The sequence below is a fragment of the Flavobacterium plantiphilum genome (assembly GCF_046000495.1).
Classification (GTDB): domain Bacteria; phylum Bacteroidota; class Bacteroidia; order Flavobacteriales; family Flavobacteriaceae; genus Flavobacterium; species Flavobacterium plantiphilum.
On record NZ_JBELQA010000010.1, the window covers coordinates 24143 to 47405 of the forward strand.

18 protein-coding genes and 1 other RNA gene are annotated in these 23263 nt (G+C 34.8%); 15 read left to right on the forward strand and 4 right to left on the reverse strand.

The window, feature by feature from the left end:
- The first annotated feature begins 32 nt into the window (after nucleotides 1-32).
- From ABS764_RS15085 to ABS764_RS15115, 7 genes are all read left to right on the forward strand, one after another.
- Complete coding sequence (locus tag ABS764_RS15085) at nucleotides 33-2168, forward strand: bifunctional aldolase/short-chain dehydrogenase (protein ID WP_408082625.1); 2136 nt, start codon at nucleotides 33-35, stop codon at nucleotides 2166-2168.
- Nucleotides 2169-2342: 174 nt separating this feature from the next.
- Entirely contained in the window at nucleotides 2343-2657 is a 315-nt protein-coding gene (gene rhaM, locus ABS764_RS15090) for an L-rhamnose mutarotase (RefSeq protein ID WP_408082626.1), read from the forward strand.
- Nucleotides 2658-2672: 15 nt separating this feature from the next.
- Nucleotides 2673-3947: a TIM barrel protein gene (locus ABS764_RS15095; RefSeq protein WP_408082627.1), complete on the forward strand. Its 1275-nt coding sequence runs from the start codon at nucleotides 2673-2675 to the stop codon at nucleotides 3945-3947.
- A 153-nt stretch (nucleotides 3948-4100) separates the two neighbouring features.
- Entirely contained in the window at nucleotides 4101-5453 is a 1353-nt protein-coding gene (locus ABS764_RS15100) for an FGGY-family carbohydrate kinase (RefSeq protein ID WP_408082628.1), read from the forward strand.
- A gap of 189 nt (nucleotides 5454-5642) precedes the next feature.
- Complete coding sequence (locus ABS764_RS15105) at nucleotides 5643-6377, forward strand: (Fe-S)-binding protein (protein WP_408082629.1); 735 nt, start codon at nucleotides 5643-5645, stop codon at nucleotides 6375-6377.
- The gene (locus ABS764_RS15110) at nucleotides 6374-7765 is read left to right on the forward strand and encodes a lactate utilization protein B (protein WP_408082630.1); all 1392 of its coding nucleotides are present in this window, start codon (nucleotides 6374-6376) and stop codon (nucleotides 7763-7765) included. The genes ABS764_RS15105 and ABS764_RS15110 overlap by 4 nt, the downstream gene beginning before the upstream one ends.
- The gene (locus ABS764_RS15115; protein WP_408082631.1) at nucleotides 7765-8352 is read left to right on the forward strand and encodes a LutC/YkgG family protein; all 588 of its coding nucleotides are present in this window, start codon (nucleotides 7765-7767) and stop codon (nucleotides 8350-8352) included. Before ABS764_RS15110 ends, ABS764_RS15115 begins: the two co-directional genes overlap by 1 nt.
- Before the next feature lie 192 nt (nucleotides 8353-8544).
- Here the strand turns inward: ABS764_RS15115 and msrB are convergent, their stop codons facing one another.
- Together msrB and ABS764_RS15125 are read right to left on the reverse strand one after the other, a co-directional pair.
- Complete coding sequence (gene msrB / locus ABS764_RS15120) at nucleotides 8545-8991, reverse strand: peptide-methionine (R)-S-oxide reductase MsrB (RefSeq protein ID WP_408082632.1); 447 nt, start codon at nucleotides 8989-8991, stop codon at nucleotides 8545-8547.
- Nucleotides 8992-9011: 20 nt separating this feature from the next.
- On the reverse strand, nucleotides 9012-9458 hold the full coding sequence (locus ABS764_RS15125; RefSeq protein ID WP_408082633.1) for an META domain-containing protein: 447 nt from the start codon (nucleotides 9456-9458) through the stop codon (nucleotides 9012-9014).
- Between the two features lie 134 nt (nucleotides 9459-9592).
- Between ABS764_RS15125 and ABS764_RS15130 the strand changes: the two genes are divergently transcribed.
- Complete coding sequence (locus tag ABS764_RS15130) at nucleotides 9593-10054, forward strand: OsmC family protein (RefSeq protein WP_408082634.1); 462 nt, start codon at nucleotides 9593-9595, stop codon at nucleotides 10052-10054.
- A gap of 77 nt (nucleotides 10055-10131) precedes the next feature.
- On the opposite strand, the gene ABS764_RS15135 is transcribed toward ABS764_RS15130, so the two are convergent.
- Nucleotides 10132-12558, reverse strand: coding sequence for a TonB-dependent siderophore receptor (locus tag ABS764_RS15135; RefSeq protein ID WP_408082635.1), 2427 nt, complete (start codon nucleotides 12556-12558; stop codon nucleotides 10132-10134).
- Between the two features lie 239 nt (nucleotides 12559-12797).
- Here ABS764_RS15135 and ABS764_RS15140 point away from each other — a divergent pair, with 239 nt between their 5' ends.
- The 6 genes from ABS764_RS15140 to ABS764_RS15165 all read left to right on the forward strand — a co-directional run bounded on the left by ABS764_RS15140 (nucleotide 12798) and on the right by ABS764_RS15165 (nucleotide 21830).
- The gene (locus ABS764_RS15140) at nucleotides 12798-13355 is read left to right on the forward strand and encodes an RNA polymerase sigma factor (protein WP_408082636.1); all 558 of its coding nucleotides are present in this window, start codon (nucleotides 12798-12800) and stop codon (nucleotides 13353-13355) included.
- A gap of 101 nt (nucleotides 13356-13456) precedes the next feature.
- On the forward strand, nucleotides 13457-14386 hold the full coding sequence (locus tag ABS764_RS15145; protein WP_408082637.1) for a FecR family protein: 930 nt from the start codon (nucleotides 13457-13459) through the stop codon (nucleotides 14384-14386).
- Nucleotides 14387-14459: 73 nt separating this feature from the next.
- Entirely contained in the window at nucleotides 14460-17909 is a 3450-nt protein-coding gene (locus ABS764_RS15150) for a SusC/RagA family TonB-linked outer membrane protein (RefSeq protein ID WP_408082638.1), read from the forward strand.
- Between the two features lie 10 nt (nucleotides 17910-17919).
- The gene (locus tag ABS764_RS15155) at nucleotides 17920-19347 is read left to right on the forward strand and encodes a SusD/RagB family nutrient-binding outer membrane lipoprotein (RefSeq protein WP_408082639.1); all 1428 of its coding nucleotides are present in this window, start codon (nucleotides 17920-17922) and stop codon (nucleotides 19345-19347) included.
- Between the two features lie 13 nt (nucleotides 19348-19360).
- Entirely contained in the window at nucleotides 19361-20935 is a 1575-nt protein-coding gene (locus ABS764_RS15160; RefSeq protein ID WP_408082640.1) for a calcineurin-like phosphoesterase C-terminal domain-containing protein, read from the forward strand.
- Nucleotide 20936: 1 nt separating this feature from the next.
- On the forward strand, nucleotides 20937-21830 hold the full coding sequence (locus tag ABS764_RS15165; RefSeq protein ID WP_408082641.1) for a glycerophosphodiester phosphodiesterase family protein: 894 nt from the start codon (nucleotides 20937-20939) through the stop codon (nucleotides 21828-21830).
- A gap of 90 nt (nucleotides 21831-21920) precedes the next feature.
- On the opposite strand, the gene ABS764_RS15170 is transcribed toward ABS764_RS15165, so the two are convergent.
- On the reverse strand, nucleotides 21921-22973 hold the full coding sequence (locus tag ABS764_RS15170; protein ID WP_408082642.1) for a glutaminyl-peptide cyclotransferase: 1053 nt from the start codon (nucleotides 22971-22973) through the stop codon (nucleotides 21921-21923).
- An 88-nt stretch (nucleotides 22974-23061) separates the two neighbouring features.
- Here ABS764_RS15170 and ffs point away from each other — a divergent pair.
- Nucleotides 23062-23159, forward strand: an RNA gene (ffs, locus tag ABS764_RS15175) — signal recognition particle sRNA small type.
- Nucleotides 23160-23263 lie beyond the last annotated feature (104 nt).

The window sequence follows — 23263 nt, forward strand, 5'->3', positions numbered from 1 at the left end:
AATAGATTAACAATTTAAAATTTAATATAATAATGTCAAATACAAATACAATGACTTTTAAGCACGTAAGTTACCTTTGGGATGATGCAAAAGCTGCTGAATTAGCAGGAGATGAAGTGGCACTTTTTATTTACCGTTCTAATTTATTAGGAGCGGATTTAAGATTAACGAACTATGGAGGTGGAAATACTTCTGTAAAAATTACTGATAAAGATCCATTAACTGGAGCTGCAACTGAGGTAATGTGGATTAAAGGTTCTGGTGGAGATATTGGAACATTAACAAAATCAGGTTGTGCTGCTCTTTACTTAGAAAGATTGCGCAATTTAGAAAACGTTTACAGAGGTATCGAGCATGAAGACGAAATGGTAGAATTGTTCAACCACTGTATTTTCGATTTAGCTTCAAAAGCACCTTCTATCGATACACCTTTACACGGTTTCTTACCATTCGCTCACATTGATCACTTGCACCCGGATGCTGCTATTGCTATTGCTGCTGCAAAAGACGGTAAAAAAATCACTGAGGAGCTATTCAACGGAGAGATTGGATGGGTTGGATGGCAACGTCCGGGCTTTGACCTTGGTTTGCAAATGCGTGCCTGCCTTGAAGAAGCTGCTGCAAAAGGGAAAAAATTAAAAGGAGTAATGTTAGGATCTCATGGTTTATTTACCTGGGGAGATACTTCATACGAAAGTTATATCAACACTCTTGAAGTAATCGAGAAATGTGCTGAGTATTTAGAGTCTAACTACGGGAAAACTCGTCCGGTTTTTGGAGGTCAAAAAATCGAAAGTCTTTCAGAAGACGCTCGTAAAGTACAGGCAGCTAAATTAGCTCCAATCTTGAGAGGTTTCTGTTCTTCTGAGCGTAAAATGATTGGTCACTATACGGATGATGCAAGAGTTTTAGAATTCATCAACTCTAATGATTTAGAAAAATTAGCTCCTCTTGGAACTTCTTGTCCGGATCACTTTTTGAGAACTAAAATCAGTCCTTTAGTAATTGAATTGGCTCCAAACGAAGATTTATCTGATGTTGATGCTATCAAAGCAAAGTTAACTCCGGCTTTTGAAGCATACCGTCAAATGTACACTGACTATTACAACAACTGCAAAAAATCAAACTCACCAGCAATGCGTGATCCAAATCCGGTTGTTATTTTATATCCGGGAGTTGGTATGTTTACTTTTGCAAAAGACAAAACAATGGCTCGTTTGGCGTCTGAATATTATACCAATGCGGTAAACGTAATGAAAGGTGCTGAAGCAGTTTCAGAATATACTTCATTACCACGTCAGGAAGCTTTTGATATCGAATACTGGTTATTAGAAGAAGCTAAATTGCAACGTATGCCAAAACCAAAAGCATTATCTGGAAGAATCGCTTTAATTACTGGTTCTGCAGGAGGAATTGGTAAGGCTATTGCTAAGAAATTTGCTGAAGAAGGTGCTTGTATCGTAATCAACGATATTAACGAAGAGCGTTTACAAGGTGCTACAACTGATTTCATTAAAGCTTTTGGTAAAGATGCAGTTTCCAGTACTTTATTAAACGTTACTGATGATGCTAGTACAGCTTTAGCTTTAGATGCAGCTTGTCTAGCATTTGGAGGAGTTGATATTGTTGTTAATAATGCCGGAATTAGTATTTCTAAATCAATTGCAGAACACTCATTAGAAGAGTGGGACAGATTATACGATATTCTGGTTAAAGGACAATTTATTGTTTCTAAAGCTGGAATCGAAGTAATGCGTAAGCAAGGTTTCGGTGGAGATATTGTAAACATTGTATCTAAAAATGCAGTTGTTGCAGGACCTAATAATCCTGGATACGGTTCTGCTAAAGCAGCTCAGGCTCACTTAACCCGTTTGATGGCTGCTGAATTAGGAGCTGATAAAATCCGTGTAAACACTGTTAATCCGGATGCTGTTATTTCGGATTCAAATATTTGGTCAGGAGGATGGGCTGAAGGACGCGCTAAAGCTTACGGTATTACTGTTGCTGAATTACCGGCTTACTATGCTAAGCGTACTTTATTAAATGAAATTATATTGCCGGACGATATCGCTAATGCATGTTACGCTTTTGTTGGAGGTTTGTTAAGCAAATCAACAGGAAATGCCTTAAATGTTGATGGTGGAGTATCAATGGGCTTTTACAGATAGTTTTTAGATGTTAGTTTTTAGATTGATTTTTCTAACGTCCGATGCATTTCGGACGTTAGATTTTTCTAAATCAATCTGTTACTCATATCTTTTATCGCTTCTTTTTAACAAATATTCATAACAATTCAGGGTTTCGAAATTGTTTTAAGTCTATCCTTATAATTCCATTTTTTTATGAAAAAAGTAGCATTCAAAATGCAGTTGCATCAGGGTCAGGTGCAGGAATATCAAAAAAGACATGATGAGTTGTGGCCGGAATTAGCCGATTTATTAAAAAGTGTAGGAGTAGAAGATTACTCTATCTTTTTTGATGAAGATACACATGCCCTTTTTGGGGTTTTAAAAATTGAAAATCCTGATCGTTTAGACGAACTGCCTCAGCATCCCGTTATGCAAAAATGGTGGAAATATATGGGAGACATTATGGATGCGAATCCGGACAATTCACCAGTGAGTATTTCACTTAAAGAAGTTTTTTATTTACCTTAAAAAATTATAATTATCATGATATTAGATTCTAATAAAATTGCTGCTCATAATGATGGGCTTTTTACAGCTCATAAAAATAAATTGGTTTTTTCTGTTTCTGAAATTGCAGAATCAGAAGCTATTATTAAAAAATTAGTTGATTTCCAAATTGCAATTCCATCTTGGGCTTTAGGTACAGGAGGAACCCGTTTTGGGCGTTTTCCGGGTGGTGGTGAGCCTCGTTCAATTGAAGAAAAAATTGAAGATGTAGGTTTGTTACACGCTTTAAACAAAGCTTCAGGAGCTATTTCATTACACATTCCATGGGATACAGTATCTGATTATAAGTCAATTAAAGCTTTAGCAGCGCAACATGATTTAAAATTTGATGCGGTTAACTCTAATACTTTTCAGGATCAGGCTAATAGTGAGTATTCTTATAAGTTTGGTTCTTTGCAAAATGTAAACAAAGCAATCCGTAAACAAGCTGTACAACACAATATTGATGTAATTCAGCAAGGTATTGAGTTGGGTTCTGAATCATTAACGGTTTGGTTAGCTGACGGATCTAATTTTCCTGGTCAGTTAAACTTCCGTAAAGCTTACGAAAATACTTTAGAAAGCTTACAGGAAATTTATGAAGCTTTGCCTTCTAACTGGAAATTATTCTTAGAGTACAAATGTGCTGAGCCTAATTTCTACTCTACAACTGTAGCTGATTGGGGACAATCTTACTCTTATGTAAAAAAATTAGGTGATAAAGCTAAAACTTTGGTGGATTTAGGTCATCACCTTCCAAATGCTAATATTGAGCAAATTGTTGCTATATTATTAATGGAAGATAAACTAGGCGGTTTCCACTTTAATGATTCTAAATATGGTGATGACGATTTAACAGCCGGTGCTTTAAAACCTTACCAATTATTCTTAATCTTCAACGAATTAGTGGAAGGAATGGATGCCAGAGGAATGAACCATGCAACTGATTTAGGCTGGATGATTGATGCTTCGCACAATATTAAAGATCCAATGGAAGATTTATTACAATCTGTTGAGGCTATAATGATTGCTTACGCTCAGGCACTTTCTGTGGACAGAAAAGCATTAGAAATTGCTCAAAACGAAAATGATGTGGTTAAAGCTCAGGAAATTTTACAAAATGCTTTCCGTACTGATGTTCGTGCATTAGTAGCTGAAGCTCGTTTGCGTTCGGGCGCAGCACTTAATCCGGTAGCTTTATACCGTCAATTAGCAGTACGTGAGAACTTAATTGGAGAAAGAGGATTGAAAACTGTAGCAACAGGATTGTAATTTTAATTATAAGTTATGAGTTATGAGTTATAAGTTATAAAGTTGATTATTTAATGGCAAAAGGATTTTAGTTTTTATTGTCATTGAACTTATTATCAAATGTATAATTCATAACCCAAAACTCATAACCCAAAACTTATTAACTCATAATTAATGAATGCAGTAGCCATTTTCGACATTGGAAAAACAAATAAAAAAGCCTTTCTATTCAATGAAAGCTATCAGATTGTATGGGAAAATTCAGTAAATCTTCCTGAAACAACTGATGAAGACGGATTTCCATGCGAAGATATTGTAGCGCTGAAAGATTGGTTTTTAAAATGTTGGGGGGAGATGAAATTACAAACCCAATACAATTTAAAAGCTGTGAATTTTAGCACTTATGGTGCCAGTTTTGTTTATATTGACGAAGAAGGTAATCCTTTAACGCCTTTGTACAATTACCTGAGACCATATCCTGAAAAGCTTAAAAATAAATTTTATTCAAAAAATAAAGGAGAAGAAGTTTTTGCAGTAAAAACAGCTTCTCCTGTTTTAGGAAGCCTGAATTCCGGAATGCAGATTTACCGTTTGAAAAAAGAAAATCCTGAGATTTTTGACAAAGTAAAATACTGTCTGCATTTGCCGCAGTACATGAGTTTCCTTTTAACCAAAGAAGGTTTTACAGATATAACGAGTATAGGTTGTCATACAAATCTTTGGAATTTCAATAAAATGAAATACCACAAATGGATTAAAAAACAAAATATAACTGAAAAACTGGCACCGATTCACAGTTCTGAGGATGCTGTTATTATAGAGGGAGATATTGCGGTAGGGATTGGGTTACACGACAGTTCTTCGGCACTGATTCCTTACATAATCAATTTTGAAGATCCTTTCGTTTTGTTGTCAACCGGAACCTGGGTGATTACGATGAATCCGTTTAATGATAAAAAGCTTACCTTTGAAGAATTAAAAAATGATTGTTTATGTTTTCTTCATTATAAAGGAAAGCCGGTAAAAGCTTCCCGCTTATTTGCAGGTAATGAGCATGAAATTCAATCATTGAAATTAGCAAAACATTTTGATGTTGCTGTTGATTCGTATAAACACGTTCTTTATGATAAAGATATTATTACTAAATTAAGAACCGGATTTAAACAATACACTAAAGGGGATAGTAAAATTTTGAAAGATTGTCCTTTTAATAAAAGAGATCTTTCTGAATTTGAAAGTTATGATGAAGCATATCATCAGCTGATGTTAGATTTAATCGCTCAACAAATTGTTTCGACTAACTTAGTGATTCATAATAGCCCTGTAAAGAAAATATTTGTTGATGGAGGTTTTAGTAAAAATTCCATTTATATGAATTTATTAGCAGAAGCTTTTCCCGAAATGGAAGTGTATGCTGCCTCAATGGCTCAGGCCAGTTCACTGGGAGCCGCCTTAGCTATTCATAAGAGTTGGAATACAAAACCAATTCAAAATGATTTAATTGATTTAAAGTTTTATAAACATTAATATCTAAATTTGCCTATCATCATTCAACTAAAAAGAATACTGATAGGCAATTTTGCTTAAAGTGTTTAAATAGTAAATAAAAACCTTATGAAATGAGCAGACGTTTATTGGACATAAATCCCAATAATAGTTATGCAAATTACTCCCGATAGCTATCGGGAGACCTTTTAAAAAAATAAAAATCAGTATATGAAAGTTGGACTTTTTATACCTTGTTATGTGGATCAGTTTTATCCTCAGATAGGTATTGCAAGCTTAGAGTTATTACAAAAATTTGGATGTGAGGTGAGTTTTCCGATGGATCAGACCTGCTGTGGTCAGCCTATGGCTAATAGCGGCTATGCACATTTAACGGAAGGATGTGACACGAATTTTGTGGATAATTTTTCTGAATTTGATTATATCGTTTGTCCTTCGGGGAGTTGTACCATGCATGTGAAGGAACACCTTCATTCGAAAGAGAATGAAGCTGCTGCTACACATATCAGAAAACATGTGTATGAATTAACAGAATTTTTAACCGATGTATTAAAGGTAGAATCTATTGAAGGAAATTTTCCATATAAGGTAGGAATGCATCAAAGTTGTCACGGTCAGCGTGGATTAAAGCTTTCTCAAATGAGTGAATTAAATGCAGCTCCTTTTTCTAAACCGGAACAATTATTAAGAAATATAAAAGGACTGGATTTAGTTTCCTTAGACAGAAAAGATGAATGTTGTGGTTTTGGTGGTACTTTTTGTGTTACTGAAGAAGCTGTTTCTGTAAAAATGGGACAGGATCGTATTGAAGACCATGCAGCACATCATGTAGATTACATCACTGGTGGAGATATGTCTTGTTTAATGCATTTAGAAGGAATTTTAAAAAGACAAAAAAGTAACATAAAAGTAATTCACATTGCAGAAATATTAAACTCAATATGAAAGAAAACGTAATAGAACACAGTAAAGCAGCAGCCATTTTTAATAAAAATGTAGAACGCGTGAACTGGCATGATGATACGCTTTGGTTTGTTCGTTCCAAGAGAGATAAATCGGCTCATGCCATCCCGGAATGGGAAGCGCTTCGCGATACCGCTTCTAAAATAAAGAACAATGTGCTTTCAAATATGCATCATTATTTGCAGGAATTTGAAGCTAAAGCCAAAGAAAACGGAATCATTGTACACTGGGCAGCGGATGGAGCTGAACACAATAAAATAGTGCATTCGATTATTGCAAAGCATGGTGTTACCCAAATGGTAAAATCAAAATCTATGCTTACCGAAGAATGTCATTTGAATGATTTTTTATCTGAAAAAGGAATTGAAGTAATTGATACAGATTTAGGGGAACGCATTGTTCAGTTAAGACAGGAACCGCCCAGTCATATTGTATTACCGGCGATTCACTTAAAAAAGGAAGATGTGAGTGAAACTTTTCACGAGCATTTGCATACTGAAAAAGGGAATAACGATCCTCAATATTTAACTGAAGCAGCCAGACAGCATTTAAGAGATACTTTCCTGACCAGAAAAGTAGCACTTACAGGGGTAAATTTTGCGGTGGCTGAAACAGGAGAGTTTGTGGTTTGTACCAATGAAGGAAATGCTGATATGGGCGCACATCTTGCCGATGTTCACATTGCCTGTATGGGATTTGAAAAATTAATTCCGGAGCGTAAACATTTAGGTGTTTTTCTGAGACTTTTAGCCCGAAGTGCTACAGGTCAGCCTATTACTACTTTTTCAAGTCATTTTAAGAAACCAAGAGTAGGTCAGGAAATGCATATCGTAATTGTAGATAATGGAAGGAGTACCCAACTAGGACGTGAAGATTTTAGAAATTCTCTAAAATGTATCCGTTGTGGTGCTTGTATGAATACCTGTCCGGTTTACAGAAGAAGTGGTGGACATAGTTATCATAATGCAGTTGCAGGACCTATTGGTTCAATTTTGGCACCTAATTTAGATATGAAAAAGAATGCTGATTTACCTTTTGCAAGTACCTTATGCGGTTCTTGTTCGAATGTATGTCCGGTAAAAATTGATATTCATGATCAGTTGTATAAATGGCGTCAGGTTTTAGTTAAAGGAGGGTATACGCCAACTTCTAAAACGATGGCTATGAAAGGAATGTCGGCTGTTTTAGCAAATCCAACCGTATTTAAAATTGCTGGTAAAACAGGAAGATTTGTAATGAAGAATATGCCTTTTATGGTAAATAATAATCTGAATGCCTGGTATAAGCAAAGAGAAATGCCGGCTCCTCCTGAAGAATCATTTAGAGAATGGTATGCCAGAAAAGCAAAAGAATCTAAAGATAAAAAATAATGAGCAGCAGAGATAGTATTTTAAGTAAAATAAAAAGTAACCAACCTGCATCAGTCAGCGAATTACCAGGGCTTGGCTTTTTAGGATTAGACAAAATTGACGTTATTGAAACCTATAAAACGGTATTAAAAGGTATTGGAGGATTTTGTGAAGAAGTAGCTGGTTTAGATGAAGTTAAATCTTATATTGAAAAGCATTATCCGGCAGATAAAAGAAAAATTACAACACTTCCTGAATTTGCTGAATTTGCAGAAATTAATTGGACTAACGATGATCCGCATACTTTAGAGAATGCTGAATTAGCTATTATAAGAGCACATTTTGGTGTGGCTGAGAATTCTGCTCTTTGGGTAACAGATGACATCTTAGGACAAAGAGTTTCTCCATTTATTCCGCAATATTTGGCTATTATAGTGAATAAGAAAGATATTGTTCCCTTTATGCAACAGGCTTATGAGCACATTGGTGATGCTGATTATGGTTTTGGGACTTTTATCGCAGGACCTTCTAAAACGGCTGATATTGAGCAATCATTAGTTCTTGGAGCTCACGGAGCCAGAGGATTAACAGTCTTTTTGATGGAATAATTTATTCTTTTTGATATAAAAAAAATCGCTTCGTGTTTTATCGAAGCGATTTTTTGTTTTAGTTGTAATGTAAAGCTTCACAAAGTAAACCGCAGAGAGACTCAAAGAAATATTAAAAATACAGAAGTTAAAACACTCTTTTAAAAGCTTAACTAAACTCCGTGAATTCTTTGAAAATTTTTTGTGTAACAATTACTCTTTTATTTTCTCAATCGAAACCGCATTGATACAATAGCGCAAACCACTTGGTTCCGGTCCGTCAGGAAATGTATGACCTAAATGGGCATCGCAAATATTGCAAACACATTCGATACGAATCATTCCAAAACTGACATCTTTATGATATGCTACATTTTCCACAGCAATAGGCTGTGTAAATGAAGGCCATCCTGTTCCGCTTTCAAATTTGGTAGTAGAGTCAAAAAGAGGAGTTTTACAACATTTACAGGCATATTTTCCCGGTTCAAATAAAGAACATAATTCAGAACTGTGTGCTCTTTCTGTTCCTTTTTGGCGGGTTACATAAAACTCTTCATCCGTTAATTCAGTTTTCCATTCATCTGCTGTCTTTTCTACTCTTTTGGGTGGAGTAGGATTACCATGTGTGGCAAATTTTATTAAATCGTTCCAGTTTAACATACCGCTTGTTTTTTTTAAATTTATTTTAAATATACCGCTACAAATTTTGCGATTGGAGCCATTCTGGCTTTGTTGAGTTGCAAAGTATCGTTATTTACAACATAATTATCAGCCGTTTCTAAAACCTGAAAAAAAGCTTCCTCTACTGTAGGCTTGATACAGGCCATGCGGGTAGAAGCTATTTTAAAGAAAGCAATCCGGTTGCTTTCTTTCTGTAATTCATATTCTCCTGAAAAAGAATTACAACCGCCGTTTCCATTGACTCTGTTGTCAGTAGATTTTAAGATTAAATACGGCTCTTTTGCAAAATTATCTGCAGTAACTTTTTGTCCTCTGATTTCAATCAGTTTCCAGTATTTTTCTGTTACTGCATTTGTTTTATCGTCTTTTACTTTTTTAGTTGAATTACAGGAAAAGAATAGTATGGAAAGAGATAATAAGCTAATTGTTTTGAAAGAATGTTTCATTTGGGGAGTTTTATAGTTGTTTTACAAATATAAAAAAGCATTTACACATTCTCTGTTTATAATTCCCTAATTTTTAGAATTACAAGAGCAGTAATTATTGGTTATATTTGATTTTCAAAAATTACATTAGAAACATGAAACATTTGTTCAAAGCACAGTTAAACTGGGATTCCGTTTCAGAAGAAACAGATTTGATTTCGAAAAAATATATTAAAACTCATCAGATTTCTATTAAAGGTAAAGAAATATTAAATATTTCGGCAGCTAAAGCCTTTAAAGGGGATCCGGGTTTACTTAATCCGGAAGACTTGTTGCTGAGTAGTGTGGTTTCCTGTCACATGATGTCATATTTATACGTGTGTTCACAAAATGGAATTGAGGTGGTTTCTTATCAGGATTGTGCAGAAGGTACACTTGAAGTTTTAGAAAATGGCTCAGGACGCTTTATAGAGATACGATTAAATCCTAAAGTTAGTATTAAAGAAAAAGAAAAGACAGACCTGGCTTTAAAGTTACATGCAAAAGCAAATGAACTTTGTTTTATTGCTAATTCCTGTAATTTTCCCATTTTGCATTTTCCGGTATCTAATACTTAATAGAGCTGATAAAAAAAGGCTTGTAAATCCTAATAGATTACAAGCCTTTTAGCACTAAAAAGTGTATTTTTATTGTTTTAGAATTTGTATGTTACACCAACTCTAAAATTTCTTGGTTGTTCCGTTTGCCAGTAATAGGCATCTAACCATTCATAATAGGAACCACTGTACAGGTATTTATCTAAAATATTAAATACATTGGCAGTAATTTTTATTTTCCCTGTTTCATAAGATAACCCTCCGTCCATTTTAAAGTAGTCAGGAAGATTTTCTTTGCTTGGTGACCAGGTATCTGTTTGTCTTCCTGCAAGGTAAGTTCCTCCTATAGAAGCTCCTAATCCTTTTAGTGTTCCGGAAGTAATGGTATAGTTCAGCCAGGCGTTAGCGGTATGTTCAGCAAAACCCGGAATAGTAGATCCAACAATAATAGAACTTACATTAGAATCTTTTACAATAGATTCTGTAAAGGCATAATTAGCAATTAAATTCAAACCTTCAACAATTTTACCTCTTAGGTCAAACTCTATTCCACGGGCTCTTTTTTCACCTAAAACTACGCTGAAGTTTTGCTGAGGTGTGTTACTAGGGTCTGATGTTAATTCGTTTTTCTTTAAGATACTGTAAGCAGAAAATGTGGTGCTCCATGCGCCGTTGAACCAGTCTTGTTTAATTCCGAATTCTACATTATTACCGGTTAATGGTTTTACATCATCTCCATTTTTAATAATTCCGGATTGTGGAGAAAATGCCTGATCATATAAACCATATACCGACGTACTTGGTGTAAGTGAAATACTCAATCCTGCACGAGGTGTAATATGACTGTCAGAAAGCGGATCGCTGTAACTGCTGGTTTGCTTTATCCAGGTATATCTGGCAGCAAGTGTTAAACGTACTTTATTTTCAAAGAATCCCATTTCATCCTGAATGTAACCTGCTGCGTATTCTGATCCATATAAACCTACAGCTCTTTCTTTTAGAGGGGTGTCACGATCAAAATCAGGCAATCCATTTGGTGGTGTTCCATAATCAGGATTGTTAACATTAAAAGGATCTTCAAGGGTATCTAAATCGTGTGATTGTCCCCAATCAGCCATGTAATCTTTGCTTCCTAAGTCGATTCCTCCTAATACTTTATGAGAAACATTTCCGGTATTGAATTTTCCGTTTAGAAACATTTGTCCTAAATACATATTGCTTTCAGCATCCCAGATAGCTACATTTCTTATAATTTCCCCGGAGTCTAATATTTGAGTATCAACATTACCATCATCATTTGTATCAATACTGTACGGACCTACTAGTGATGGCCACGAGCTGTATCCCTGTTGTAAATATTTAAAATAGGATGTTTGTGCAGTCAGTTTCCAGTTTGGATTAAAATTATGTTCTAATAATAAGTAACCGCTGTGGTCATTAATTTTTGTGTCCGGTAAACCTGGCTGCGTCATTGTAAAATCAATAGGTCTTGTAGCATAACCCTCATTTTGAGGACCAAAAACATAGTATGAACCCACTTCAGTCATATTGGCTCTTTGGTAATTGTATTCAGCTGTGATTTTAGTTTTATCATCAAGCTGATAAGAAATTACCGGAGCAATTACATAACGGTCATTTTGCTCAAAATGACGATGAGAACCTTTGTTTTGTCCCATAGCATTAAAGCGATACAATAATTTTCCTTTTTTATCTAATTTTCCGTCTAAGTCTATACTGGCTCTGTAGAAGTCATAACTTCCTCCCATTACTGATACTTCGCCTTTTGTAATTCCGGTTGGTTTTTTAGTCACTACGTTATAAAGTCCGCTTGGATCCCCACTGGAAAGCATAAATCCTGCAGGACCTTTTACAAATTCAATATGATCTACAAAACTCATATCCTCAGTAAGTGGTCCCCAAAAAGAAGATACCACATTAAATCCGTTTCTAAAAGCTTGTATCTGAGAACCTCTCATCGTAATATTAGTATACAAATCTCCCCAGTGTTCTAAGCGGACAGCACCACTTACATTTCGAATTACACCATCGCTCATGCTTGTAATTTGCTGGTCTTGCAAAGTCTGACCACTAATAATCTGAATATTTTGCGGAATCTCTAAAACCGGGGTATTCAAACGCAAGGATAATGATGGGTTATTTTGTTTGTACTTGCTTCTTTTTATAATCACTTCATTCAGCTCTTCTTTACTCTCGTTAAGTTTAAAGTTTTTAGTAAGAGTCTGATTTGCATTTATCGTAATTGTTTCGGTGATGGCCTTAACTCCTATACCATTAATACTTAAAATATATTCCCCGGGCTTTAGATTTTTAAATTCATATTGCCCACTGAAGTTGGTTATCGTATTGTATTTTGTATTTTTTAGAGCTACGGCTACACTTTCGGCAGGTGAATTGTCACTCAGCGTAATTTTTCCCTTAATCCTTCCAAAATTTTGTCCAATCATATGAACAGAAGTTAAAAGCAGAAGCGAGAATAAAACTTTTTGCAGATGAATCATTTTCATTTAAAACGTGATTTAAAATTATTCTGCAAAAGTATATGCTAAATATTTCTTAAACAAATTATTTTTAATTATTCTAAATAAAATCAATATAGACTTATTTTTTTGATGTCAATTACTGTATTTCGGATGTTTTTATCAGAAGGTTTTTGATACAATGCAAATGAAAAGAGAGTTAACAAAAACTTAAAATCAATAATTAGTGACGGTACAAAAGATTGATTTTATTTGTCATTATGAAAATGGATTTAAAATCAATGTCAGATGAAGAGCTGCAGTTTCGGCTTAAAAAAGGCAATAATTTAGCCTTTGATGTGATTTTTGACCGATATTGGAAACGCCTGTACACTTATGCTTATAATATCTTTAAAGAAGAAGAAGTTTGTGAAGATATTGTTCAGGAAATTTTTATCAGCTTTTGGAAAAATATTGAAACTGCAACGGTATTGAATTTAGAATCTTATCTTTTTAAAGCTGTTAAATATAAAATAGCAAATCATATCAGGGATTTAAAATTTACACAGGAACATCTTGATGTTTTAGAATTTATAGGTAGCTCTGCCAATACCATTGATGATATTGAGTATAAAGATTTTGAAAAAGAAATAATGATGCGCGTCAATGAGCTTTCTCCTAAGTGCAGAGAAGTTTTTTTAATGAGTCGTTTTGATGAATATTCCAATCAGGAAATAGCTAGTAAACTCAATCTTTCTATTCATACAGTTGAAAAGCATATTAGTAATGCTTTAAAAACACTTCGTTCAACAATTTCTTCTCATTTACACCAAATGTTTCTTTAATGTTAACCGGATTTCTATTGGTTTTAAGAAAAAGTTAAGGCTAAAGATTCCACTACTTGTTTGTTCTGAAAAATGTGACTTATAGTTAAAATCATATTATTTTGAATCAGGAACAGTTTAAAATCATTGCAAAAAAATACGCCGAAAATGAATGCAATGATGCCGAAAAAAGGGATGTAGAAACATTTTTGGAGGAAATGCAGCATAGAGCCAACATGGATATCGTATTGCTTTCGGATAAAAAGGGGCAGAAAATGGCAGATGCGGTTTATGCTGCCAGAACTAAAATCAGAAAAAAAACACTGTCGGTAAAAATAAAGCGAGTGGCTGCTGTTTTGGTTCTGGCAATCGGAATAGGTTTTCTGATTAAACAGTCATTAGTTCCCGGTCAGGTTGTTCAGATCACAAACAGAGGAGAAAAAAAAGAAATCATTTTGCAAGATGGCAGTATCGTAGTATTGAACCGAAACAGCAGTATTTCTTATCCTGAAACATTCGGAGAAACACGAAATATTAAACTCACCGGGGAAGCTTATTTTAAAGTAAAAAGAAATCCTGAAAAACCGTTTATTGTAAGCATGCATGATATGACCCTGAAAGTATTAGGGACTTCATTTAATATTAATTCCTATTCGGAAAACCCTACAAAAGTCAGCGTACTGACCGGTACTGTAGCACTGAATGCTTATTCAGGACAACAAGTTATTCTGACGAAAAATCAACAGGCCGATTTTAAAAATGCTGTTTTCAATGTTACTAAAGAACAGAGCAGAGAGAAAATAGCCTGGGTTGATAATATTATTATTCTAAAACAGACCACACTGGCAGAAACAGCAAAAATATTAGAAAACTGGTATAATGTAGATATTGTTTTTGAAGATACACAATTGGAAAAATTAATAATTAACGGAAAATTTAAAGAAGAAAAACTGGATAATGTACTCGCCAGTATTGCTTTTGTGAAAAAAATAAAAATCGATTATTTAACTAAAAACAAAATTATTATAAGAAGAGATACCACTAATTATTAAAAAAACAAACCCGTTTCTGGTTGCAACAGAAACAGGTTTTAATTAAATGACTAAAAAAATATAGCCCATACTAATGAACACAAACGTACAATTTTTATATCAGTTTTTAAAGAAAAAGTTTTACCATTTTTCTTTCATTTTTTTTATGTTGACTTCACTGTTTGCTTCCGGAAAAATTTATTCGAAGGAAGAACAACTCAAAATTTCTTTAGATATTCAAAATGCTTCCATCACCGAAGTCTTTGATGCTATCGAAAAAAGAAGTTCATTAACATTTGTTTTTGATGAACAAATAGCACACACTTCACAGCACATTTCTATAAAAACCAAAGATGAAAGTGTAGATCAGGTACTTAAAATAATCGCTGATAAGACAGGATTTATATTTAAAAAAATCAACAATACTGTAAGCGTTATCAAAGAAAATCAGGTTCAGAAAACAGTAAAAGGTATGATCACTGATGAACAGGGAATGCCTTTACCAGGGGTTTCTGTTTTGGAAAAAAATACTCAGAATAGTGCTATGACTGATATTGATGGAAATTTTACTATCGATGTAAATACTCCAAATGCTGTTTTAGTAATTTCCTATGTAGGTTTTACAACAAAAGAAGTTAAAGTAACCAATTCTGCTTTAGTAAAAGTAATACTGAAGATGGATACGAATGAATTAAATGAAGTTGTAGTAACAGCACTGGGAATTAAACGTGAAGAAAAACGTTTGGGATTTAAACAGGAAACAGTAAAATCAGAAAGTTTAGCACAAACAACACCTAATAACTGGTCTTCAGGATTAAAAGGAAAGGTAGCAGGTTTAAATATTATTTCAACCGGATCAGGACCTTTAAATTCACAACAAATTACTTTAAGAGGAAATAACTCCTTAGATCCTAAAGGAAATTATGCATTAATTGTTGTGGATGGTGTTCCGGTAAATACTGAAATGACTACCTCAGGTTCAAGTAGTGCGTATATGGGGCAGGATTCTCCAATAGACTACGGTAACGGAATTTCCGATTTAAACTTAGATGATATTGAAAGTGTAACTGTTTTAAAAGGGGCCGGAGCAACAGCACTTTATGGAAACAGAGCTGCCAATGGTGCTTTAATTATCACAACTAAATCAGGGAAAAAAGCAAAGGGTTTTGGTGTTACTCTGAATTCAGGGGTTACATTTGATGTGATACAAAGGTGGCCGGACTACCAGTATAAGTACGGTCAGGGAACAGGACGATCATTTGATAAAGAAGGAAATCCTTATTATTCTTATGGAAGTTCAGCTGATGGAACCAGTACAGGTGGTACCAGTTCAGCCTGGGGACCTGCCTTTGAAGGACAATATTTTTACCAATACGATTCTGTAACAGAAGGTCAGTCAGCAGAGAGAGAGTTATGGAAACCCTATAAAGACAATCGCAAAGATTTCTGGAGAACAGGTTTTACCATAAATAATAATGTTTCCTTACAGGGAGGTGATAAAAACGGTTCAATGCGAGCTTCTTTTGGGCACTCTAAAAATGAATGGATCATGCCTAATACCGGTTTTGAGCGTATTACTGCAGCCGTAAATGCCAATTATCAGATTTCGAATAAAATAAAACTGAATACTTCTGTAAATTATAACAACAGAAGTAGTGACAATTTGCCTTCAACCGGATATAATAATGGTTCGATTGCTTATTTTATGATTTTTCAACAACCTAATATCCCTTTAGACTGGTACCGCCCAATTTGGGAGCAGGGAGCAGAGAATATTGCACAGGTACATCCTTTTAGTTCTTATATCGACAATCCATATCTTATTGCTTACGAAGCGACCAATTCATTGGAAAGCAACCAGCTGGTGGGGAATATATCCGCGACGATTGATTTATTACCTAATCTGAACTTAATGGTACGAACCGCTATAAATACTTATACTCAAAACAGGGAACAACACAGACCGTATAGTATAAATCGCTATGCGAAAGGATATTTCAGCAGACAGGATGTTTCCAAAACAGAAACCAATTCCGATTTTTTATTGTCTTACAAAAAGAAATTTAGTGAGGCTTTTTCACTTTCAGCTTCTTTTGGAGGAAATGCTTTGAGTTATAAGTATAAAAGCCTAAGTGCCAGTGTAGAAGGATTAGTGGTTCCGGACGTGTATAAACTTTCTAACGGAGTGAATATGCCTAATATTTCAGCCGGAGACAGATACAAAAAAGTAAATAGTTTGTATGGTTTGGTTTCTTTTTCTTTTAAAGACCTATTGTTTATTGATGTAACAGGAAGAAATGATAAATCGAGTACACTTCCTGAGGCAAACAATTCCTTTTTCTATCCTTCGGTAAATACCAGTTTAATAGTTTCAGAAATGCTGAATTTGCCTAAAAGTATAAACTATCTTAAATACAGATTCTCATTTGCTCAGGTAGGAAATGATACAGAGCCCTACAGAACCAAAAAATATTATGACCAAAATGCTTTCGCAAGTTCAGCAATATTACCTTCTCTAAAGAATAATGAAAATTTTAAGCCTGAAATTACTTCCAGTTTTGAGACCGGTTTTGAGCTTTTAATGTTGAATAAAAGATTAAATTTTGATGCAACAGTTTATGAAAGTAGAACTAAAAATCAAATTATTAAAGTACCGCTGGACTGGAGTGTAGGATATAGTGATGCGATTTTAAATGCAGGAGAAGTGAGAAACCGGGGAGTGGAATTGGTTTTTGGAGGTAAGGTTTTTGACGGAAAAGTTTTTAAATGGAAAACTTCGTTAAACTGGTCCCGCAACTGGAATAAAGTGATGGATTTGCCGGATGGAATTAATGGACAACAAATCATTGGCGAAGGAGGTACAGCTTCTATTATTGCAAAAGTAGGAGGGACTGCTACTGCTATTTACGGATTTGGATTTGTAAGATCTCCGGAAGGCAAAATTGTGTATGATGCTGCGGGATTACCGGCCTATCCGGAAGAAATTCAATATATAGGAGATGCAAGTCCAGACTGGAAAGCGGGATTTGTCAATAATTTTACCATCGGTAATTTTAGAATAGGAGTGACTATTGACGGTCAGTATGGTGGAATCGTGTATTCGCAAACACACCATAAATTAATGGAACAGGGAAAACTGACTTCTACTTATATGGGTAGAGAAGACGGATTTATAATTGGGGACGGTGTAGTTCTGAATAGTGACGGTTCTTATTCCCCTAATACCACAAAGGCAGGTACTCCGGACTGGTACACGCGCTATTACCGCAGGGCAAATATAGAATCAAACTCTTTTGATGCTTCTTTTGCCAAACTACGTGAAGTAAGCTTACAATATGATTTTCCTAAAAAATGGTTGAAAAATACAAATCTGGAATCGGTTCAGTTAGGTGTTTTTGGTAGGGACTTGGCTGTAATAAGTGATTTTCCAATCTATGATCCTGAGGTAGGAGCCTTAAATGGGGATACTATTTTGCCTGGGCTCGAAATGGGACAAATGCCATCACCGGCGAGTTATGGATTTAATTTAAAAGTAAATTTCTAATTTAAAAATAATGAAAAGAATAAACTATTTAGTTGCAACTTTTGCGCTGCTTTTTTTAGTATCAGCCTGCTCAAATGATTTTAAAGATGTTAATGATGACCCTAACAGGATTTCGGCTATCAGTCCGGGAACATTGTTAAACCCGATAATTTACGGAATTGCTTCACATAATGCTACCAGAAGTGCGAGTGTAACTTTTGATTTAATGCAGGTTTCTCTGCCGTTTCCCAGTGTTTCCGGAGGTCTGCACCGATACGATGTCAGTCCCAGTATAGGAAACTCTTCATGGAATACTTATTATAAATATTTGGCTAATATCAGAGAAATGCGAATGGCTGCTCAAAAATATGAAGATGCTAATTATGAAGCAATTGCTCTGACACTTAATGCTTTGGTTTATGCTAATCTTACCGATATTTTTGGTCCAGTTCCAATGACAGAAGCGGTACGTTCGGAGGATGGTATTTTATATCCAAAGTATGATACCCAACAATTTATTTATGAAACTATTTTGGCTGATTTAGAAAAAGCCAATGCCATGTACACAACTAAAGAGATGATATATGCCGAAGATATTTTGTTTCATAACGATGTGAAAAAGTGGCAAAAATTCACTAATTCTCTTCACATGAGATTGCTGCTAAGAATATCCAACCGAACAGAAACGAATGCTTTTGCCAAATTAAAAACAATGGCAGAAGACGCTGTTAAGTATCCTGTTTTTACCAGTACAGCCGAGTCCGCAATATTGCAGGTTACCGGAGTGACACCTAATGTATCGCCATGGGGAAGACCTCAGGATTTTCCGTTAGGAGCTAAAATGGCTTCTTTTTTCCTGGACAATCTTAATAATTTTAATGACCCAAGAAGGAATATTATTGCAACAGTTGCCAGAGATTTACAAAATAATGCTATTGGATATAAAGGAATACCAAGCGGGTATGAAGGAGCCGATTCTCAATTTCAATACAATGCTTCTACTTTAATGCAGGCACAAGTGGTAAATCCTATGCAAATCTTCTTATTGACTTATGCAGAAGTTGAATTTATTAAAGCTGAATTAGCCCAACGCGGTTTTATTTCTGATGCAGAAACTCATTATAAAAACGGAATTAAAGCAGCTGTTGAACAAGTAAAAGCGGTGATGCCTGCAAATTATTTTGATAATACTGTAGTGCAATACAACGGAACACTGGAGCAAATCATGTTGCAAAAGTATTATGCACTCTATTTTACAGATTATCAGCAATGGTTTGAATATCGCCGAACCGGTTTACCTGTTTTGCCTACAACCGCAGCCATGGGAAACAATGCTGTTATGCCGTCCCGATTTACTTTTCCTACTGACCAGCAACTGTATAATGTAGACAATTATAAGGAAGCGGTGCAGATGATAGGTGCAGATGATATTAATACTAAAGTATGGTGGGATAATTAATAAAAAATAAAAAATGAAAAAAAATATTATCAGCAGTATAATGTTGCTTTTTACGCTGGCTGTTTCTGCTCAGCATACGGTAAAAGGCGTTGTTTTTGAAGATAAAAATAGCAACGGCAAGAAAGACAAAAACGAAAAAGGGATTGCAAATGTTGCTGTAAGCAATGGGATTGAAGTAGTACTTTCGGATAATAAAGGGCAGTATGAATTACCCCTTAAAAATGATGCTATTATTACAGTAATAAAACCGGCAGCTTACAGTGTTCGTATCGACGAGAATAACAAGCCGCAGTTTTTTTATATTCATAAACCTTCAGGTTCTCCCAAAATGAAATTTGAGGGTGTGGATCCAACAGGTAAATTACCTGAATCGGTGGATTTTGCTTTGATTCCTCAAAAAGAAGAAGAACAATTTACAGCACTTATTTTTGGTGATCCGCAGCCTTATAATTTAGAAGAGGTGGATTATTTTTACAGAGGAATTGTGGCTGAGGTAGAAGGTGTTAAGAATGTATCATTTGGTCTGAGTATGGGAGATCTTGTAGGTAATGATTTAAGTTTGTTCAATCCTTATATTCAGACAGTAAAAAAAGTTGGAATTCCATGGTACAATCTTTTAGGGAACCACGACCTTAATTTTGATGCTACCCGGGACGATTTGGCCGATGAAACTTACGAAGCGCATTTTGGACCTGCTAATTATGCTTTTAATTATGGAAAAGTACATTTTATAGTTTTGGATGATGTATTATATCCGGATCCCAGAGACAGCAAAGGCTATTGGGGCGGATTTACTCCGGAACAATTGCAATTTATTGAAAATGATTTAAAATTTGTCCCTAAAAATAACCTGATTGTACTGGCTTTTCATATTCCAATAAGTGAACCCGATGCCAAAGATGATTCGTTTAGAGATGCCGATCGTGAGCAATTATTTTCTTTGCTAAAAGATTTCCCTAATACCTTGTCTTTATCGGCACATACTCATTTACAACGTCAGGATTTTTTAGGAAAAGAACAAGGCTGGCTGCAAAATAAACCGCATCATCATTACAATGTAGGAACTACATCAGGTGACTGGTATTCGGGAAAATTAGACGAAAAAGGAATTCCTATTTCAGTAATGCGCGACGGAACTCCTAAAGGATATGCGTTTATTCATTTCAAAGGCAATACGTATACAGTGGATTATAAAGCAGCAGGAAAAGAAAAAGAACATCAAATGAATGTTTTTTTACCTAAAGTGGTTGCCAAAGGGAAAAACACGAAATCGGCATTGTACGTTAATTTCTTTATGGGAGGAGAAAATGATCAATTGGTTTACCGGGTTGATAATGGCGAATGGAAAGCCATGGAACGCGTTGTAGAAGCCGATCCTTCGTATGTAGAATTAGTATACGAATGGGATTTAGCGGAAAAATTAATGCCGGGAAGAAGGTCTTCTGATCCTTCCGCTTCAACCCATGTCTGGAAAGGAAAAATCCCTGCCAATCTGGAAATAGGAACGCATAAAGTAGAAATAAAAGCTACAGATATGTTTGGGAAAACACATACCGCAAGCGGAAGTTACAGAATTGATACATTATAAAATGAATAGTTATAAAATAAGTGTACTGCTGTTGTTTTTTGTAGTTTTTTTTGGATGTAAAACTAAAAAAGAGGCATTCAAAAAACAGCATGTTGAAGTACAGGGACATCGCGGCGATCGGGGAAATTTTCCCGAAAATACACTTCCGGCCTTTTTAAGTGCTATCCATAAAGGAGCAGATGTAATCGAGATGGATGTGGTGATTTCTAAAGATAAAAAAGTAGTGGTTTCCCATGAAGCTTTTATGTCTTCTTTGTATGTGACAACTCCCGATGGTCTCGCTATTGCAAAAGAAAAAGAGAAAACCTATAACTTATATGCAATGAATTACGACAGTATCAAAAAGTTTGATAGTGGTTCTAATGGAAATCCTCTTTTTCCTCAGCAAAAAAAGCTAAAAACATACAAACCGTTACTGGCTGAGGTAATTGATAGTGTTGAAAAAGAAATAGCAAAAAATCATTATAAAAGAGTGAGGTATAATATCGAAATCAAATCTGAAAAAAAAGAATACGGTATCAGTCAGCCACAGCCGGAGGAATTTGTTGATTTAGTGATGAAAGTTATTCAGGAAAAAGGAATCGAATCCTTTATGAATATTCAGTCTTTTGATCCTTATCTTTTAAATGAGTTGCATAAGAAATATCCAAAGGTTAAAATAGCTTTGTTAACTTCTAAACCAGGGATTGATAAAAACCTCAGGGAACTGACTTTTAAACCTCAGATTTACAGTCCAAATTATAAATTAGTAAGTGCTGTATTTTTAGATTCACTAAGAGCAAAGCATATTAAAGTTATTCCATGGACGGTTAATAATCATGAGGATATACAAAAAATGCTTGATTTAAAAGTAGACGGTATAATAACTGATTATCCCGAACGGCTATTGAATTAGTCTCATAATTACTAGCTGAAATTTTGCATAAAAAAACCGTCTCGTTCTAAAAAAAACGAGACGGTTTTTTAAATTTCTGTCAGGAATTAATTATTCCGAAACGCTTATTTCAAACATTTTATCCCAGTTTTTTCCGGTAACAAAAATAGTTTTTGTTTTAGGGTTGTATGCAATTCCGTTCAAGACATCCTCAGCAGTTGCTTTAATCAGTTTTCTTAATCCTGACATATCAATAATTCCTTCAACAGCGCCACTTTCAGGATTTACAACAGCTATAGCATCTTTTTGCCAAATATTAGCATAGAATTTACCATTGATTAATTCTAGCTCGTTTACCGATTTAATTTTAGCACTTCCCGAATAAACGTTAATATAATCCACCATTTTTTGCGTTTCAGGATCCATCTTCCAGATTTTCTCTGTTCCGTCCGATTGGTAGATGTATTTACCGTCATTCGTCATTCCCCAGCCTTCAATATCTTTGGTGTAAGCAAACGTTTTTTCCAGTTTTAAGGTATTGGCATCATAAATAAAACCTGTTTTTTCCTGCCAGGTTAGTTGGAATAATTTTCCATTGATAAAAGTGATTCCTTCTCCAAAATATTTCCCTTTTTCTAAGTCGATTTGTTGGAAAATTTTTCCGGTTTTATAATCGTATTTTCTAAAATAAGAATTCTCTTTTTGCCCTGTGCTTTCGTATAAAGTATCTTTATAAAACTCTAAACCTTCGGTAAATGAAGCGGTATCATGTGGATATGTATTTACAATTTTGTACTTTAATAATTTGGGAGTAACATTAGAAACCACTTCAATTCTGGTTGTAGTTTCAGCATTTTCACCTTCAAAATAAACTAAGGCTTTGATATTTTGATACCCTAATTTTTGATCTTTAAGTTCAAAAGAAAGTTTCTCTAATCCTTTTACCGTTTTAACTTTAGCATCGTTAACATAGTACACAATACTATCGACTTGTTTGGATTTTGGATTCAAAATAGCCAAATCAACCGTTTGTTGCGGCTGATATTGAGCCGAAATTTTGGAGGTGTCAAAATTAAATATAGTATTTTCTCTTTTTTTTGTATCTCCACAATTAGAAAACAGGGTTCCTAATAAAATGAAAGATAGTAAGTTATGTTTTTTCATGATGTGAATTTTAAAAAGTCTAATATACAATGTTATTTTAAGCATACAAAAGCGCTTGCAAAAATATAAAAAGATTGTATATTTGCACCGGCAAGTCCTACACGACCAGCTCCTGCTGACTCCCCCAGGATGGGAACATAGCAAGGGTAAGCGGTTGAGCGGTGCGATGTAGGTCGCTTGCCATTTTTTATTTAATCTGTTTGTTACTGCAAGTCAGATTTTTTTCAGAAATAGAACAAAAGTAGTCTTCCTTCGGGAGGATTTTTTTATTTTTACCCTTTTGGGAAGTG